This window comes from Barnesiella sp. WM24 (assembly GCF_004570975.1).
GTDB lineage: Bacteria > Bacteroidota > Bacteroidia > Bacteroidales > Muribaculaceae > Muribaculum.
In genome coordinates this window covers 209,160-224,328 of sequence record NZ_SPPC01000004.1, presented here as the reverse complement: position 1 = coordinate 224,328, position 15,169 = coordinate 209,160, and the positions used below count along the sequence as shown (strand labels likewise).

General features: G+C 51.3%; 12 protein-coding genes. 7 read left to right on the top strand and 5 right to left on the bottom strand.

Annotated elements, in window-relative coordinates; translation table 11 throughout:
* Positions 1-64: 64 nt before the first annotated feature.
* The 6 genes from gyrA to lgt all read left to right on the top strand — a co-directional run bounded on the left by gyrA (position 65) and on the right by lgt (position 8,192).
* On the top strand, positions 65-2,692 hold the full coding sequence (gyrA, locus tag E4T81_RS05805) for a DNA gyrase subunit A (protein WP_135042326.1): 2,628 nt from the start codon (positions 65-67) through the stop codon (positions 2,690-2,692).
* 36 nt (positions 2,693-2,728) lie between these two features.
* Positions 2,729-3,976, top strand: a complete 1,248-nt coding sequence (locus tag E4T81_RS05800; RefSeq protein ID WP_135042325.1) for a tetratricopeptide repeat protein — start codon at positions 2,729-2,731, stop codon at positions 3,974-3,976.
* A 166-nt stretch (positions 3,977-4,142) separates the two neighbouring features.
* On the top strand, positions 4,143-5,159 hold the full coding sequence (gene pta, locus E4T81_RS05795) for a phosphate acetyltransferase (protein WP_135042324.1): 1,017 nt from the start codon (positions 4,143-4,145) through the stop codon (positions 5,157-5,159).
* A gap of 23 nt (positions 5,160-5,182) precedes the next feature.
* A complete protein-coding gene (locus E4T81_RS05790) occupies positions 5,183-6,394 on the top strand; it encodes an acetate/propionate family kinase (RefSeq protein WP_135042322.1) in 1,212 nt (403 codons plus the stop codon).
* Positions 6,395-6,427: 33 nt separating this feature from the next.
* Positions 6,428-7,327 (top strand): diaminopimelate dehydrogenase, encoded by a 900-nt coding sequence (locus E4T81_RS05785; protein WP_135042320.1) that lies wholly within the window; start codon positions 6,428-6,430, stop codon positions 7,325-7,327.
* A gap of 7 nt (positions 7,328-7,334) precedes the next feature.
* Positions 7,335-8,192 (top strand): prolipoprotein diacylglyceryl transferase, encoded by an 858-nt coding sequence (lgt, locus tag E4T81_RS05780; RefSeq protein WP_135042318.1) that lies wholly within the window; start codon positions 7,335-7,337, stop codon positions 8,190-8,192.
* Between the two features lies 1 nt (position 8,193).
* Here lgt and E4T81_RS05775 read toward each other — a convergent pair whose 3' ends face one another.
* From E4T81_RS05775 to E4T81_RS05765, 3 genes are all read right to left on the bottom strand, one after another.
* Positions 8,194-8,637 (bottom strand): hypothetical protein, encoded by a 444-nt coding sequence (locus tag E4T81_RS05775; protein ID WP_135042316.1) that lies wholly within the window; start codon positions 8,635-8,637, stop codon positions 8,194-8,196.
* Complete coding sequence (locus E4T81_RS05770) at positions 8,634-9,635, bottom strand: endonuclease (RefSeq protein ID WP_135042314.1); 1,002 nt, start codon at positions 9,633-9,635, stop codon at positions 8,634-8,636. Before E4T81_RS05770 ends, E4T81_RS05775 begins: the two co-directional genes overlap by 4 nt.
* A 95-nt stretch (positions 9,636-9,730) precedes the next feature.
* Positions 9,731-11,041, bottom strand: a complete 1,311-nt coding sequence (locus E4T81_RS05765; protein WP_135042312.1) for a UDP-glucose/GDP-mannose dehydrogenase family protein — start codon at positions 11,039-11,041, stop codon at positions 9,731-9,733.
* 198 nt (positions 11,042-11,239) lie between these two features.
* Here E4T81_RS05765 and E4T81_RS05760 point away from each other — a divergent pair, with 198 nt between their 5' ends.
* Positions 11,240-13,636 carry a carboxypeptidase-like regulatory domain-containing protein gene (locus tag E4T81_RS05760; RefSeq protein WP_135042310.1) on the top strand — a complete coding sequence of 799 codons (2,397 nt, stop codon included), beginning with the start codon at positions 11,240-11,242 and terminating at the stop codon, positions 13,634-13,636.
* A gap of 10 nt (positions 13,637-13,646) precedes the next feature.
* On the opposite strand, the gene dprA is transcribed toward E4T81_RS05760, so the two are convergent.
* Together dprA and E4T81_RS05750 are read right to left on the bottom strand one after the other, a co-directional pair.
* Positions 13,647-14,744 carry a DNA-processing protein DprA gene (dprA, locus tag E4T81_RS05755; protein WP_135042308.1) on the bottom strand — a complete coding sequence of 366 codons (1,098 nt, stop codon included), beginning with the start codon at positions 14,742-14,744 and terminating at the stop codon, positions 13,647-13,649.
* Positions 14,744-15,151: a thioesterase family protein gene (locus E4T81_RS05750; RefSeq protein WP_135042306.1), complete on the bottom strand. Its 408-nt coding sequence runs from the start codon at positions 15,149-15,151 to the stop codon at positions 14,744-14,746. The genes dprA and E4T81_RS05750 overlap by 1 nt, the downstream gene beginning before the upstream one ends.
* Positions 15,152-15,169: the final 18 nt, after the last annotated feature.

Here is a 15,169-nt window from a genome sequence, read left to right as displayed (position 1 = left end):
CTTTGCGTGAATGTTTTCGTGCTGACAGCACGACATTAAACCGTTATTACTTTAAACTGCATATATGCTGGAAGAAGATAGAATCCTAAAGATTGATATTGAAAACGAGATGAAGTCGGCATACATCGACTACTCCATGTCGGTGATTGTGTCACGTGCGTTACCTGATGTCAGGGATGGACTTAAACCCGTGCAGCGCCGTGTGCTGTTCGGAATGAACGAGATGGGCAACACCTCGTCAAATCCCCACAAGAAGTCGGCAAACTGTGTCGGCGAGGTAATGGGTAAGTATCACCCCCACGGTGACTCATCTATTTATGGTACGGTTGTGCGTATGGCACAGCCTTGGGCGTTGCGTTATACACTTGTCGACGGACACGGAAACTTCGGCTCGGTCGACGGCGACGGTCCCGCGGCAATGCGTTATACCGAGGTGCGTCTTGAAAAGATAGGCGAGGAAATGCTCAGCGACATCGAGTCGGAGACAGTGGATTTCCAGCCCAACTACGATAACTCCCGTATGGAGCCTACCGTGCTGCCGACAAGAATCCCCAACCTTCTGGTCAACGGTACGTCAGGTATTGCCGTAGGTATGGCAACCAACATGCCTCCCCATAACCTCACTGAGTCAATCAATGCCACGATTGCCCTCATCGACAATCCGGAGCTTACGATAAGCGAGCTGATGCAGCATATCAAGGCGCCTGATTTCCCCACCGGCGGTACAATCTACGGCTACAACGGTGTAAAGGAGGCGTTTGAGACCGGACGCGGCAGAATCGTGATACGCGCGAAGGCCGAGATCGAGACTCACTCCAATCATGAGGATATCATCGTGACCGAAATCCCTTACAATGTAAACAAGGCAGAGCTTATCAAGTATATCGCCGATCTTGTAAATGAAAAGAAGATTGACGGCATCGCCGACCTGAATGACGAGAGTGACTACAAGGGAATGCGCATCGTGATACGCCTTAAAAGCGACGCCAACGCCAATGTCGTGCTCAACAAGCTTTACAAGCTCACACAGATGCAGGCTTCGTTCAGCGTCAACAATGTGGCTATTGTCAACGGTCGCCCGAAGACGCTTAACCTCAAGCAGATACTTGAGGCGTTTATCGCACATCGCCATGAGGTCGTGATACGCCGCACCCGCTTCGAGCTACGCAAGGCTGAGGAGCGTGCCCACATTCTTAAAGGACTTATAATCGCTTCGCAGAACATCGACGAGGTGATACGCATAATACGCGGTGCCGACTCCGTGGAAGACGCAAGGGCACAGCTCTCGGCTCGATTTGAGCTGTCAGACGCCCAGACTCTCGCCATCGTGGAGATGAGGCTCCGCAATCTTGCAAAACTGGAGCAGGACAAGCTTCATGCACAATATGAGGAGATACTCAAGCTTATCGAGCATCTTAACCTTATCCTTACCGACGAGCATGTGTGCCGCGAGCTTATAAAGAGCGAGCTTGCCGAGGTGCGTGACAAGTATGGCGACGAGCGCAAGACCGACATTAATTACATGGCGGGCGATTTCAATGCCGAGGACTTCTATGCTGATGACGACATGATCATCACCATCTCCCACATGGGATATATCAAGCGCACTCCGCTTAGCGAGTTCCGCGCTCAGAATCGCGGTGGTGTAGGCTCGCGAGGCAGCAACACCCGTGATGAAGATTTTATCGAGCATGTCTACACGGCTTCGATGCATAACACCATGCTCTTCTTCACCGACCGCGGTCTTGTCTACAAGATGAAAGTCTATGAGCTTCCCGAGGGAGCTAAAAACAGCAAGGGCCGCGCGCTACAGAATCTGCTCAATATCGAACAAGGCGACAAAGTCAGGGCTTACATTGCCTGCAAGCAGCTTGACGACAAGGAATTCACTACGTCACATTACCTTGTATTTGCGACTAAAAACGGTGTTATCAAGCGCACTGCGTTGTCAGAATATGCCCGTGTGCTCGCCAAGGGAAAGAAGGCTATTGTCATCAGGGAGAATGACAGCCTGATCGGTGTCGAGCTTACCGACGGTAACAGCGATATACTCATGGCAAACAGCAAGGGCCGTGCGATACGATTCCCGGAAAACAAGGTCAGAGAGATGGGCCGAGTGTCGACGGGAGTGCGCGGCATGATGCTTGATGGCGAAGAAGATGAGGTTGTAGGCATGATATGCATGAACGCTGACACCCCAAATAGCGTTATGGTTATATCAGAGAAAGGCTACGGAAAGCGTACGCCGCTTGACATAGATGTAGAAGTCGACGGAGTTATCGAGCGTCAGCCCGTCTACCGCGTGACCAACCGTGGCGGTAAGGGAGTCAAGACCCTGAATGTCACCGAGAAAACCGGAAATCTTGTCGCAATCGAGAGCGTGAACGATGACAATGACCTTGTAATCATCAACAAGTCGGGCATCACACTCCGCATAAAGGTTGCCGATATCCGCGTCCAGGGTCGTGCGACACAGGGTGTACGTCTGATTAACCTTGAGAAGCGTAACGATGAGATTGCATCCGTGTGCTGCGTGCTGTCTGACCCGGAAGAGGAGACTGACAGCGACATCCTTGTGGAAGAGTCGGAGCAGACCCCGCTTGCAATCGACGAGACCCCTGAAGAGGAAATCGATGAAGTTGCCGCCGACGATGACGAGGAGCTGACTGAAGATGACGAACTTAACAATTGACAGACACTAAATTCATTAATGTAATCAATAGCAAGTATGAAAAAATTATTTTTGTTAGGACTTTGCTTCATGGCTGTTGCAGGAGCTTCAGCCCAGAAGAGCCTTGTAAAAGAGGTTGAAGGTAAGTCTAAAGGATTTGACGCCGACTTTGCAAAGGCGCGTACACAGCTTGCTCCCGCATTGACCGATGCTGAGACCAAGAACGACGCACAGACATGGTATGTAGCCGGAACGATCGAGTTTGGCGACTATGACAGCCAGCTCGGCAAGAAAGCCGTAGGACAGGCTGCCGATGACAAGGCGATGGGTCAGGCTCTCGTAAACGGCTATGAGTATTTCATGACCGCTTTCCCTCTTGACACAGTTCCCGAGGTCGACAAGACCGGAGCTCCCAAGCTTAACAAGGACGGAAGCCCCAAGGTAAAGACCAAATATTCTAAAGATATGGCAAAGAAACTTGCCGCCCATTACAATGACTATGCGTCGGGCGGTCAGTTCCTTTGGGAAGCACAGGACTATCCCGGTGCTTACAAGGCATGGTCAATCTATACATCTCTTCCCGATAATCCTTCTCTTGGAAAGGACGCTCCCAAGGCTGCTCCCGATTCAATCGTAGGTCAGATTTGTTATTTCCAGGGTCTTGCCGCATGGCAGGCAGAGCGTCTTGACGACGCTATCAGCGCTTTCCGTTCAGCCCTCAAGCTCGGCTACAACGAACAGGCTCTCTATGACTATGCAATCGGTGTTGCCGCGCAGAAGCAGGACGAGGCGCTTATCGTGGAATTTGCAAATGAGGCAAACAAGGTGTACGGTGACTCTACAAGCAAGTATCTTACCATCATCATCAACGATAAGATCAATCATGAGAAATATGACGAGGCTATGACTCTTCTTGAGCAGGCTATCGCCGTTTCTCCCACCAATGCAGAGCTTTACGATGTGCGTGGTATCCTCTATCAGAGCCAGAAGAAAAATGACGAGGCACAGGCCGACTTTGAAAAGGCTGTGTCACTCAATCCCGATTACGTAAAGGCTCAGCTTGACCTCGGAAGAGTGCTTTATGCCAAGGCTGTGGCTATTGAGGAGGGTGCAGGCTCTATTGACAATGCCTCTTACAACAAGCTTCGTGAAGAAAAGATAGACCCGCTCTTGAGACAGGCTATACCTTATCTTGAGACCGCCCTCAAGAATGACCAGACCGAGAGCGACGCCCGCCGTCTGCTCCGCAGCGTCTACTACACTCTTGACGACGAGGCAAACCTCAAGCGCATCGAGGCGATGTAATTGAACTCAAAGCTTGTTTTGATAACAAAGGCGTGGAATCATTCCGCGCCTTTTTTGTTGCCTGATTTGAAAAATACTATACATCGGCGTATGTGTTTTAGCCCAAAAAACCTTAAATTTGCACATTAATAATATCACATCATAAATTTACTAAAAATCAATTACTATGGGACTATTTGAAAAATTGACCAAAAAGGCAAAAGAAGAGCGCCAGCGCATTGTCCTTCCCGAAGGAACAGAGCCGCGTACACTTACGGCTGCCGACCGCATCATTACCGAAGGTATAGCCGACATCATTCTTATCGGAGACCCCGTTGAGATAGCCGACGCAGCCCGTGAGCTGAGCTTGACCAATATATGCAAGGCACGTATTGTCAATCCCAAGGACGAGAAGGTTATTGACAAGTATGCACCACTCTTCTATGAATTGAGAAAGAGCAAGGGTATCAGCATGGAAGATGCCCGCAAGACAGCAGCCAATCCTTTGTATCTCGGCTGTCTTATGATTAAGAACGGCGATGCCGACGGACAGGTTGCCGGAGCGCTTAACACTACCGGCAATGTGCTTCGTGCCGCATTCCAGGTAATCAAGACCAAGCCCGGCATCGATGTTGTGTCAGGAGCGTTTGTAATGCTTCTTCCCGACGGAGTGCCCTTCGGCGAAAACGGCATACTTGTATTTGCCGACTGCGCGGTTCTTCCCGATCCTTCAGCTAAAGAGCTTGCCCAGATTGCGCTTTCTACCGCCGACACTGCGCGTGACATCGCCGGTATCGAGCCGCGTATCGCCATGCTCAGCTTCTCTACCAAGGGCAGTGCAAAGCATGAGCGTATTGACAAGGTGATCGAGGCTGTAAAGCTTGTGCATGAGGCCGATCCCGAGCTTATGTGTGACGGCGAGCTTCAGGCTGATGCCGCGCTCGTGCCGGGTGTTGCCAAGAGCAAAGCTCCCGACAGCCCGCTGAAGGGAATGGCCGATGTGCTTGTGTTCCCGTCGCTCGAAACCGGAAATATCGCTTACAAGCTTGTGCAGCGTCTTGCCGGAGTGCAGGCTGTAGGTCCTATCCTCCAGGGTCTTGCCGCTCCTGTCAACGACCTCTCACGCGGATGTTTCCCTGAAGATATTTACAAGACAATCATTATTACCTGCAATCAGGCTATAGGTGAAGCTTCACGCAACTAATAGCCGTTAATCCCATATTGAAAATGAATATATTAGTTTTGAACTGCGGAAGCAGCTCCGTAAAATATAAATTAATTGACGTAGACAGCAAGACCACTCTTGCTGAAGGAGGCGTGGAGAAAGTAGGTCTTCCCGGTTCATTCCTGAAGTTCAAGCTTCCCGACGGAGACAAGAAAACCATTGAGATGCCTATCCCCGACCATAAGAAGGCAATCAATGATATTCTTAACATACTTACCGACCCCACTTTCGGGTGTATAAAGAGCTTTGATGAAATCAACGCTGTAGGTCACCGCGTAGTGCATGGAGGCGAGAAGTTCAACAAGAGTGTCAAGATTGACGATGAGGTGATTGAGAAAATCAAGGAGTGCTACGATGTGGCGCCGCTTCACAACCCCGCCAACATGACCGGTATCGAGGCTATCACCGAGCTTATGCCCGGAGTGCCTCAGGTAGCAGTGTTTGACACCGCCTTCCACCAGACTATGCCCAAGGAGGCTTACATGTATGCATTGCCTTATGAGCTTTATGAGAAGTATGCGATACGCCGTTACGGCTTCCACGGCACCAGCCACCGTTATGTGTCACGTCGTGCGTGTGACTTCCTCGGATTGCCTTTTGACAAGCAGCGTGTCATCACCTGCCATATCGGTAACGGAGGTTCAATCACAGCTGTGCTTGACGGAAAAAGCATTGACACCTCGATGGGTCTCACTCCCGTGGAGGGTCTGATGATGGGTACACGTGTAGGTGACGTGGATCCCGGAGCGCTCACCTTTATCATGGACAAGGAGCATCTGACCACGAAGCAGCTTAGCGACCTTATCAATAAGAAGAGCGGTGTAGCCGGCATTTCAGGTATCTCGTCAGATATGCGTGATATTGACGCCGCCATAGAAAAAGGCGACGAGCGCGCAAAACTCGCCCTTGACATGTATATCTACCGTATCATCAAGTATGTCGGCGCATTTGCCGCCGTGCTTAACGGAGTGGATGTAATCGTGTTTACCGGTGGTGTAGGCGAGAACCAGCAGGTTCTGCGCAAGCGCGTGTGTGACCACCTGTCCTACCTCGGGGTCAAGATTGACGATGATGTCAACTTCTCGTCACGCGGTGAAGAGAAGCTCATCTCAGCTGCCGACTCCAAGGTCAAGGTTGTTGTCATACCTACTGACGAGGAGCTTATGATAGCACGCGACACAGAGGCTATCGTGAACGGACGTCAGCCTGAGTAAGATTATACTCTGTTTTTTAATTGAAATAAAGAAATGAAGAAGATTAGAGCTGCCATAGTTGGATATGGTAACATTGGAAAGTTTGTGTTGGATGCGCTCCTTGAGGCACCTGACTTTGAAGTGGCAGGTGTTGTAAGGCGTAATCCTGCCGGAGAGCAGCCTGCTGAGCTGAAAGGCTACAAGGTGGTAAGTGACGTGCTTGAACTCGATGACGTGCAGGTGGCGATACTATGTACGCCTACCCGCGAGGTCGAGAAGTATGCCCGTATACTTCTTGCCGAAGGCATTAACACAGTGGACAGCTACGATATTCACGGCGGGATCGCCGATCTGCGCGCGACCCTCGACCCGATAGCGAAGGCTCACGGTTCTGTGGCTATCATATCGGCAGGATGGGATCCGGGCAGTGACTCGGTAGTGCGTGCCCTTATGCAGGCAGCCGCACCCAAGGGCGTGACCTATACCAATTTTGGTCCGGGCATGAGCATGGGTCACACAGTTGCCGTAAAGTCAAAGCCGGGAGTGAAAAACGCCCTGTCGATGACTATACCGCTGGGGACAGGCATTCACCGCCGCATGGTGTATGTTGAAGTTGAGGATGGCTACAAAATCGAGGATATCGCCAAGGCAGTGAAGGAGGATCCCTACTTTGCAAGCGACGAGACCCATGTATTTGCCGTGCCGTCAGTCGACGACATAAAGGATATGGGTCATGGCGTGAACATGGTGAGAAAGGGAGTTTCCGGTGTCACCCAGAATCAGCGTTTTGAGTTCAACATGTCAATCAACAACCCTGCACTGACAGCTCAGATTCTCGTAGGAGTGGCACGCGCCACAATGATTGAGCGCCCCGGAGCATACACGATGATCGAAATTCCGGTTATCGACATGCTTTACGGCGACCGCGAGGATTTAATCCGTCATTTAGTATAAGTAAAAAATGCTTGATTTTATAACCTGGAACGTCAATCCCGAGATTTTCAGCGGCTTTGTCACCGTAAGGTGGTACGGGCTTATGTTTGCCATCGGATTTCTGGTGGGATATGAGCTTGTGGCGCGTATGTTCAAGCATGAGGGGGCGCCTGAGCGCTGGCTCGGTATACTGCTTATTTATGTCGTGGTGGCGACTATTGTCGGCGCCCGTCTCGGTCATGTGTTTTTCTATGAATGGGATGTATATAGACTTGACCCGATAAGGATATTGTATATCTGGGAAGGCGGTCTTGCCAGTCATGGCGGCACAGTGGCTATCATCTTGGCGGTTATACTGTTTTCCATCTTTGTCACGAAGAAGAGTCCGTTGTGGACTTTTGACCGTCTTGTCATAGCGATAGCTCTTGTAGGCGGTCTGATACGTCTTGGTAACCTGTTTAACTCTGAAATCTTCGGTACTGCGACCGATCTTCCTTGGGGTTTCATGTTTGTGCGTTCACGCGAGTGGCATGAGCTTTACGAGGGTCAGGCTGTGCATCCTACTCAGATTTATGAGGCGCTGTGCTATTTCGCCTTGTTCGGACTATTGATGTGGATGTACTGGAAGAAAAACGCTGAGGCTCGTCCGGGACTGATACTCGGAGTGTTCTTCATCGGTATTTTCCTTCCGCGCTTTCTTATCGAATTTATCAAAAATGACCAGGTTGCCCGCGAAGCTACAATGACACTGAATATAGGGCAGCAGCTCAGTATTCCGTTTATCCTGCTTGGGGTGTTCCTTGTGATATATGCGATGATTCGTCCGAAGGTGGAGCTGACGTTTCCCAACCGTTTCGCCGATGAAAAGCCGGCAAAACGCCGATAGGTCATAAATCAGTGACAACGAAAACAATGTGTTTGTAATCGGGAGTCTGGATATGTATCCAGGCTCCTTTTTCGTTTTCATGCTCTTTTACGGCTGATTTTATTTTAATCTCTGTCCCGTTGACTAAAAGGCGTGGCTCGTCAGTTTCATTCATGAATAGCTCGGCGGAGTTGCCTGTCGCAAGTCCTATGGCGCGGTATATGGTGGTGCCTGCGCTCTTTTCAGAGCTGAATATTATGCCTGCGTCATCGTAGTGCAGAGATAGCTGCTCCGAGACAAAGCGGCATCTGTCGTCGGCAATCTCGCCCTCAAAGGAGTAGGAGGGGCGTGTGTCCTCGCTGCCCGATGGCTTCAGCGTTTCCGGGTCTACATCGTCGTAGGGACGGGATTTATTGCAGGCGACGGTGGCAAGCAGTATCACCGCCAACAGTATTCGGCTTTTCATTGTCTTACGGTTATGATTAGTTTGCCTTTTGCTGTCGGAGAGGAGTAGCGCAGCTCGTGACGCCCTGTTGACAGTGACGCAACTTCAATGCGGCCTGACGCGGGGGTGCCGTCGACTGTCCAGCTTACATTGTCGGGCACGTAGGGAGAATAAAGATAGACATAAGTGTCGCTGCTGTCGTAACATTCACGCAGTGGAGTCGGCGTCTCGTCAATGTCGCCGGGAGGTGTGGCTCCGCCGGGAGTGTCAGGTGAGTCGGGATTATCCGGCTTTGCCGACGGCTTGTAGACAGCGCCGGCTTTTTCTCCCCATAGATAGTCGGCAAGGTCGGGGTGGGTGACAAACGGATTGGAATTGCCTTGCAATGTTCGTGTCATTTCGTCGCGTCGGCGCTCCTGCTCGTCAACCGGGTCGTCTTGATGCCATCTCATGTACATTTCGCTCCATTCTTTCCGCAGAGTTGGATAGGCGGTGTTGTCAAATATGGATCTGCCCCAGCTTCCCCAAAGTTCACAGGGATAAAGAGTGGCGATGTAAAAGACGGCTCTTGCAATGTCGCCTTTTAGTGACGGCGGCGGAGTCACGCAATCTATGTTGTCAGTGCTGTCGCCGAGAGGCAGCTGTCCGCGGTCGATTGCAGTCGCGCCATCAGTGAGAAGCATGTTGTTGAGGTCGGTCGACGCTTCTTTTCGGAATGTCGGGACCGGATTCATCCACTCAAGAGGCACGATATAAGTGACGGCAGCGAAGTCAAGGTCGTGAAGCGGTCTGCCGGTAAGCCCGTCAAGAGGGTTGCCGCCTTTGTCCTGCAACATGACAAGGCTCTCGGCGATGATGTCGCTATCAATGGCGACTGACGGGCGGCAATGGCGTGAGAGCGTGGCTTTCAACGCTTCACCGCTTCGCCCCGTGGCATAATCGTCTACAACATCGGCTTGCGCTGTCAGTATTATGGTCAAGGCGAGAGGGGCGATAAGGGTTGTCCGTGATATTTGCATGAGGCGAGAGTGTTATTTAATGCAAATATAATCAAATGAATCGTAATCACCAAATAATGGCGTCGATTATTCCGTGGCGGTTACGGAACGGGGTCTTATTTACCGATGCAATGGTAGAGGAATCCCTCTTCTGCCATCTCATCGGGATCATATATGTTTCTGCCGTCAATGATGATATTGCCTTTCATGACGCGGTGGAGCACATTCCATGATGGTACGCGAAACTGTTTCCACTCTGTAAGCAGGGCAAGAGCGTCGGCATCAATCACCGCCTCATACATGTCGCGGGCATATTCAATCTTGTCGCCGAGACGTCGCTGCGCTTCGGGTATGCTCACCGGGTCGTAGGCTACGACTGTAGCCCCGGCTGCAAGCAGGCGCTCTATGACAACGAGCGACGGAGCCTCACGCATGTCGTCGGTCTCCGGCTTGAATGCGAGCCCCCATATTGCGACACGTTTTCCTTTAAGGTCTCCGAGCGTGGCTTCCAGTTTGTCGTAGACAATTGATTTCTGCCTGTTGTTGACCTCTTCCACGGCTTCGATTATACGCATGGTGTAGCCATGCTCCTTACCGGTGTGAATCAGCGCCTTTACATCCTTGGGGAAGCAAGAGCCTCCGTAGCCACATCCGGCATAAAGGAATTTATTTCCGATACGGGCGTCAGTGCCGATGCCTTTGCGCACCATGTTCACGTCGGCTCCAACGAGTTCGCAGAGATTGGCGATGTCGTTCATAAACGAGATGCGCGTCGCAAGCATTGAGTTTGCGGCATATTTTGTCATCTCAGCCGAAGCGATGTCCATGAAAATAACCCGGAAGTTGTTGAGCAGAAACGGGCGGTAAAGACGCTCCATCACCTTGCGGGAGCGGTCGCTCTCGATGCCTATCACCACTCTGTCGGGCGACATGAAGTCTTTTATCGCCGCGCCTTCCTTGAGAAATTCCGGATTGGAGGCGACTTCATATGGTATATCCACACCACGTTTGGCGAGTTCAGCGTCAACGGCTTCTTTGATTTTGCGTGATGTGCCGACAGGCACGGTGCTTTTTGTGACAAGAATGGTGTAGCGCTTGATATTCTGTCCGAAAGTGCGTGCAACCTCAAGCACATATTTCAAGTCGGCGCTTCCATCCTCGTCGGGCGGGGTGCCGACAGCGCAAAACACGACTTCCACGTCGTCGAGACAAGCCGTGAGGTCGGTGGTGAAATGCAGGCGTCCTTCGCTGACGTTACGCTTCACCAGGTCATCAAGCCCCGGCTCGTAGATGGGTATCTCTCCGGCGCGCAGCCTGTCTATCTTGTTGATGTCTACATCCACACACGTCACGTCAATGCCTACTTCGGCAAAGCAGGCTCCCGAAACGAGCCCTACATATCCGGTACCAACGATTGCAATTTTCATCTCGTCAAAAAATCTTTTTGCAAAGGTAAGCAAAATCATGGAATAGCACTGTGTTCACAGGATTATATTGTGTAATGGGCGCCGTCAGTTAACCGTATTCAGAGAGCATAGGCAAAATTAGGTTAAATAAAAGTGGGGTCATATATAATTTGTAGAGCGGGGTGTTCGTTACTATATGTATAGATATAGGAAAAAGTAATGACATTTTTACGATATATACTGCTTTCATTATGTGGGCTTGCTGCGGTTGTCGCGCATGGGCAGGTGAGGATTCACGGTAAGGTAATCGATGCCGACAATAAGCCTGTCGAGTTTGTGACCGTGCGAGTCGCCGGCACGATGACCGGCACGACGACAGGTCTTGAGGGTGACTATCAGCTGTCGGCGGCGCAGCAGGACACGATAAAGCTTGTATTCTCATGCCTGGGTTACAAGGAAGTGGAGCGACAGCTGATTGACGCCAAGGGCGACCAGACGGTAAACGTGAGGATGTATCAGAGCAGCAAGGAGCTTTCGGAAGTAGAGGTGACGGAATTCAAGAAACAGACCGGCTCGTTGCAGTCAATCGACGCCGGGTCCTATAAACTGTCGCCCGATGTGTCGGGGGGAAGCATTGAATCGTTGATAACCACGATGGCGGGAGTCAACTCTTCCAACGAGATGTCGTCGCAATACTCCGTGAGAGGTGGCTCTTATGATGAAAATAGTGTGTATATCAACGGTATAGAGGTTTATAGGCCTCTGCTCGTGACCTCCGGACAGCAGGAGGGCCTCAGCATCATCAATCCCGATATGGTGGACAAGGTGAGCTTCTCTACCGGCGGTTTTTCAGCCGAATATGGTGATAAGATGGCATCGGTGCTTGACATAACTTATCGTCAGCCGGAGGCTTTTGAGGGTGCGGTATCTGCCAGCCTTATGGGCGGAAGCCTCTCTCTCGGACAGAGTACCCGTCACTTTTCCCAGCTTCACGGAGTGAGATACAAGCGCAACACGTCGCTTCTCAGCTCAATGGAGACAAAGGGTGAGTATGACCCTAATTTCTTTGACTATCAGACCAATCTTAACTATCGCATCAATTCAAAATGGCAGGTATCATTTCTTGGTAACATCGCGATAAACAATTATAACTTCACGCCTGTCAACCGCACTACCAATTTCGGCACAGCTGAGGATGCAAAGCAGTTTACAGTCTACTTTGACGGCAAGGAAAAGGATCGTTTTGAAACTTATTTCGGTGCGTTGACGCTGCGTTACCGCCCGTCAAAAAGCACTGACTACACGCTTCTTGCCTCCGGGTATCTCACCAATGAGCTTGTGACCTATGACATATCGGGCGAATACTGGCTTGACCAGGCAGGCACGTCGGGTGAAGGCGGTATCGGCGGAGAGCTTGGAGTAGGGCGCTACCATGAGCATGCCCGCGACCGCATAAAGGCATCCGTGATGTCGCTTTCATTCCGTGGAAACACTTCGCTGGCTCATCATAATCTATCCTACGGGCTGACATTCAACCACGAAAAGGTCTATGAACGGTCGCGTGAATGGGAACTGCGCGACTCGGCGGGATTTTCACTGCCTAACAACGGCGAGACTCTTGAGATGATATACTCGCTCACCTCGCGTCAGGACTTGTCGAGCAACAGGGTGTCAGTCTTTGCCCAGGACACTTACCGGCTCAACACCTCAAGCGGATATTATTCATTTAACGGTGGTATAAGGCTGAGTTACTGGGATTTCAACAAGGAGCTGCTTTTTAGCCCGCGTGTCAATGTCGGCTATGTGCCTGCTTCCAATGACCACTGGGCTTTCCGTCTTGCCACAGGTCTTTATTACCAGGCGCCTTTTTATAAGGAGTTCAGGATGCCTGTGGAAAACGGTACGGTCATAAAACTTAATGATGAAATCAAGTCGCAGCGGAGCTGGCAGCTGATATTGGGCGCCGACTACACTTTCAGGATGTTTAACCGTCCGTTCAAGCTCTCGGGAGAGGCCTACTACAAGGCGTTGTCCAATCTGATACCTTACGAGGTGGATAACCTGAAGGTGGTATATGACGGAGTAAACGGGTCGAGCGGATTTGCCGGGGGAGTGGATTTCAAGCTTTTCGGTCAGTTTGTGCCGGGTAGCGATTCATGGATCAGCTTCTCGCTGATGAAGACCCAGGAAAATCTTAACGGGGTGAAGGTGCCGCGACCCAATGACCAGCGTTATAGCTTCGCGCTGTATTTTACCGACTATTTCCCGAAGTTTCCGAAACTGAAATTCAGCCTGCGCGGCATCTTTGCCGATGGTCTGCCCACTACCGCCCCGCGCAGTTCGCGCGACAAGGGCTATTTCCGCACTCCCGCCTACAAGCGTGTTGACATAGGATTTTCCTATGCGCTGCTCAGTCCGCTAAAAGACGGGGAGCGTCGCAGCGGTGCCTTGCGCCACCTGAAGTCGGTGTGGCTCGGTCTTGACTGCTTCAACCTGTTTGACATCTCCAATGTCAGCAGCTATTATTGGGTGACCGATGTCAATGAAATCCAGTATGCCGTGCCTAATTATCTTACACGTAGGCAGATAAATGTGCGTCTGTCCATAGATTTCTGATTACCGGGTTTTATGCAAGCCGGTATTTTCCTCCCGGAAAGGTGAGTATGAGATTCTTGAACTCCATGTCGACAAGCAGCGGCATGAGCCGGTGCATGGGGATGTCAAGAGCCACTCCAAGGGTGTTTATGTCTCCGTCGCCGTGGTCGGTGAGGTAGCTTACTATTGCCTCTTCTTCCTGAGAAAGCGAGAGCGACAATGTCGTCTGCTCGCCTTCCTGAGGCTTTGCCTTCCATCCCATCATGTCAATAAGGCTGTCAGCGTCGCTTATCAGCGCCGCCGTGTTGTCGGCTATAAGTTTGTTACATCCGAGGCTGTATCTGTCGGAAGTCCTGCCCGGCAGCGCGGCTACGTCGCGATGATATGCCGAGGCTATGCCTGCCGTTATGAGTGCGCCTCCTTTTATTGCCGATTCCGCGACTATGGTGCAGTCGGCAAGACCTGCAACGATGCGGTTACGCGCCACAAAATTGCCTTTATGCAGCGAATCCTGTGTCATGTAGTCGGTGAGGAGCATTCCTCCCGACCTGACTATTTCAGCCGCTGTGCTTCTATGGGCGGCGGGGTATATGGTGTTGAGCCCGTGGGCGAGTACGGCTACAGTGGGAATCCCGCAATGCAGCGCCGCACGATGAGCCACGATGTCTATCCCGTAGGCAAGACCGCTCACAATTACCACATTGTCAAGCTTCTTGGCGAGATCCTCGACAAGGCGTATCACAAAGTCGGTTCCATAGGCTGTTGCGTGGCGTGTGCCGACTATGCTGATTATGTGGGCGGAGTTCAAGTCGCAGTCTCCAAGCCCGTATAGCAGCAGCGGGGCGTCGTCACACTCGCTCAGACGCGCCGGATAATCGCTGTCGGTAAAATATAGCGCTGTCACTCCGTTACTGTCGATAAACGACATTTCTTTCCGCGCTTTTTCAAGTAGTCCCGCGCGGTAAGAGTCGTCAAACAGGCGGTTGGAGCATCCCATGACAGCAGCGAGCCGGCTCCCTGTCGACGAGAAAAATGTCTTTTCGTCGCCTGTACGGGCAAGTATTTCATCGGCGAGCCTGCGGGTGATTCCACGCAGTGACGCAAAAGCAATCTGATATATGTCGACCATCAGTCGGAGAGGTATTTGGCAAATGCTTCAACGAGTTCGTCGCCACGGGTCAGGCGTCCGTTGACGGTGGTCACACATGCTACCTTCGCCTTGACCACAATCTTTCCTTCGCTGTTGTATATGTCCTGATGGAAAATGAATCTCGCCCCTTCGCGCGATATATTCAGGCAACTTCTGAATGACTCCCCAAGACCGAGCGGTGTCTTATACTCGATTTCGACTTTGCTTAATACCGGGTCAATGCCTCGTTCATGCATCGAGCGGAATGTCATCCCCGCCCATTCGCAGAACTCGTGGCGCGTGTGTTCAAGATAATGGAGGTAAACGGCATTGTTGACGATTCCCTCCGAGTCGACCTCGTAGTCACGCACTTTCATCGGCATTTCAAAAATGTAGCTTTTCTTCATAATGCCCAAATTTAGCAA

Bases quoted from the DNA above. Each gene is read 5' to 3' on its own strand.
- gyrA (WP_135042326.1), top strand. From the start codon at position 65: ATGCTGGAAGAAGATAGAATCCTAAAGATTGATATTGAAAACGAGATG.
- E4T81_RS05800 (WP_135042325.1), top strand. From the start codon at position 2,729: ATGAAAAAATTATTTTTGTTAGGACTTTGCTTCATGGCTGTTGCAGGA.
- pta (WP_135042324.1), top strand. From the start codon at position 4,143: ATGGGACTATTTGAAAAATTGACCAAAAAGGCAAAAGAAGAGCGCCAG.
- E4T81_RS05790 (WP_135042322.1), top strand. From the start codon at position 5,183: ATGAATATATTAGTTTTGAACTGCGGAAGCAGCTCCGTAAAATATAAA.
- E4T81_RS05785 (WP_135042320.1), top strand. From the start codon at position 6,428: ATGAAGAAGATTAGAGCTGCCATAGTTGGATATGGTAACATTGGAAAG.
- lgt (WP_135042318.1), top strand. From the start codon at position 7,335: ATGCTTGATTTTATAACCTGGAACGTCAATCCCGAGATTTTCAGCGGC.
- E4T81_RS05775 (WP_135042316.1), bottom strand. From the start codon at position 8,637: ATGAAAAGCCGAATACTGTTGGCGGTGATACTGCTTGCCACCGTCGCC.
- E4T81_RS05770 (WP_135042314.1), bottom strand. From the start codon at position 9,635: ATGCAAATATCACGGACAACCCTTATCGCCCCTCTCGCCTTGACCATA.
- E4T81_RS05765 (WP_135042312.1), bottom strand. From the start codon at position 11,041: ATGAAAATTGCAATCGTTGGTACCGGATATGTAGGGCTCGTTTCGGGA.
- E4T81_RS05760 (WP_135042310.1), top strand. From the start codon at position 11,240: ATGACATTTTTACGATATATACTGCTTTCATTATGTGGGCTTGCTGCG.
- dprA (WP_135042308.1), bottom strand. From the start codon at position 14,744: ATGGTCGACATATATCAGATTGCTTTTGCGTCACTGCGTGGAATCACC.
- E4T81_RS05750 (WP_135042306.1), bottom strand. From the start codon at position 15,151: ATGAAGAAAAGCTACATTTTTGAAATGCCGATGAAAGTGCGTGACTAC.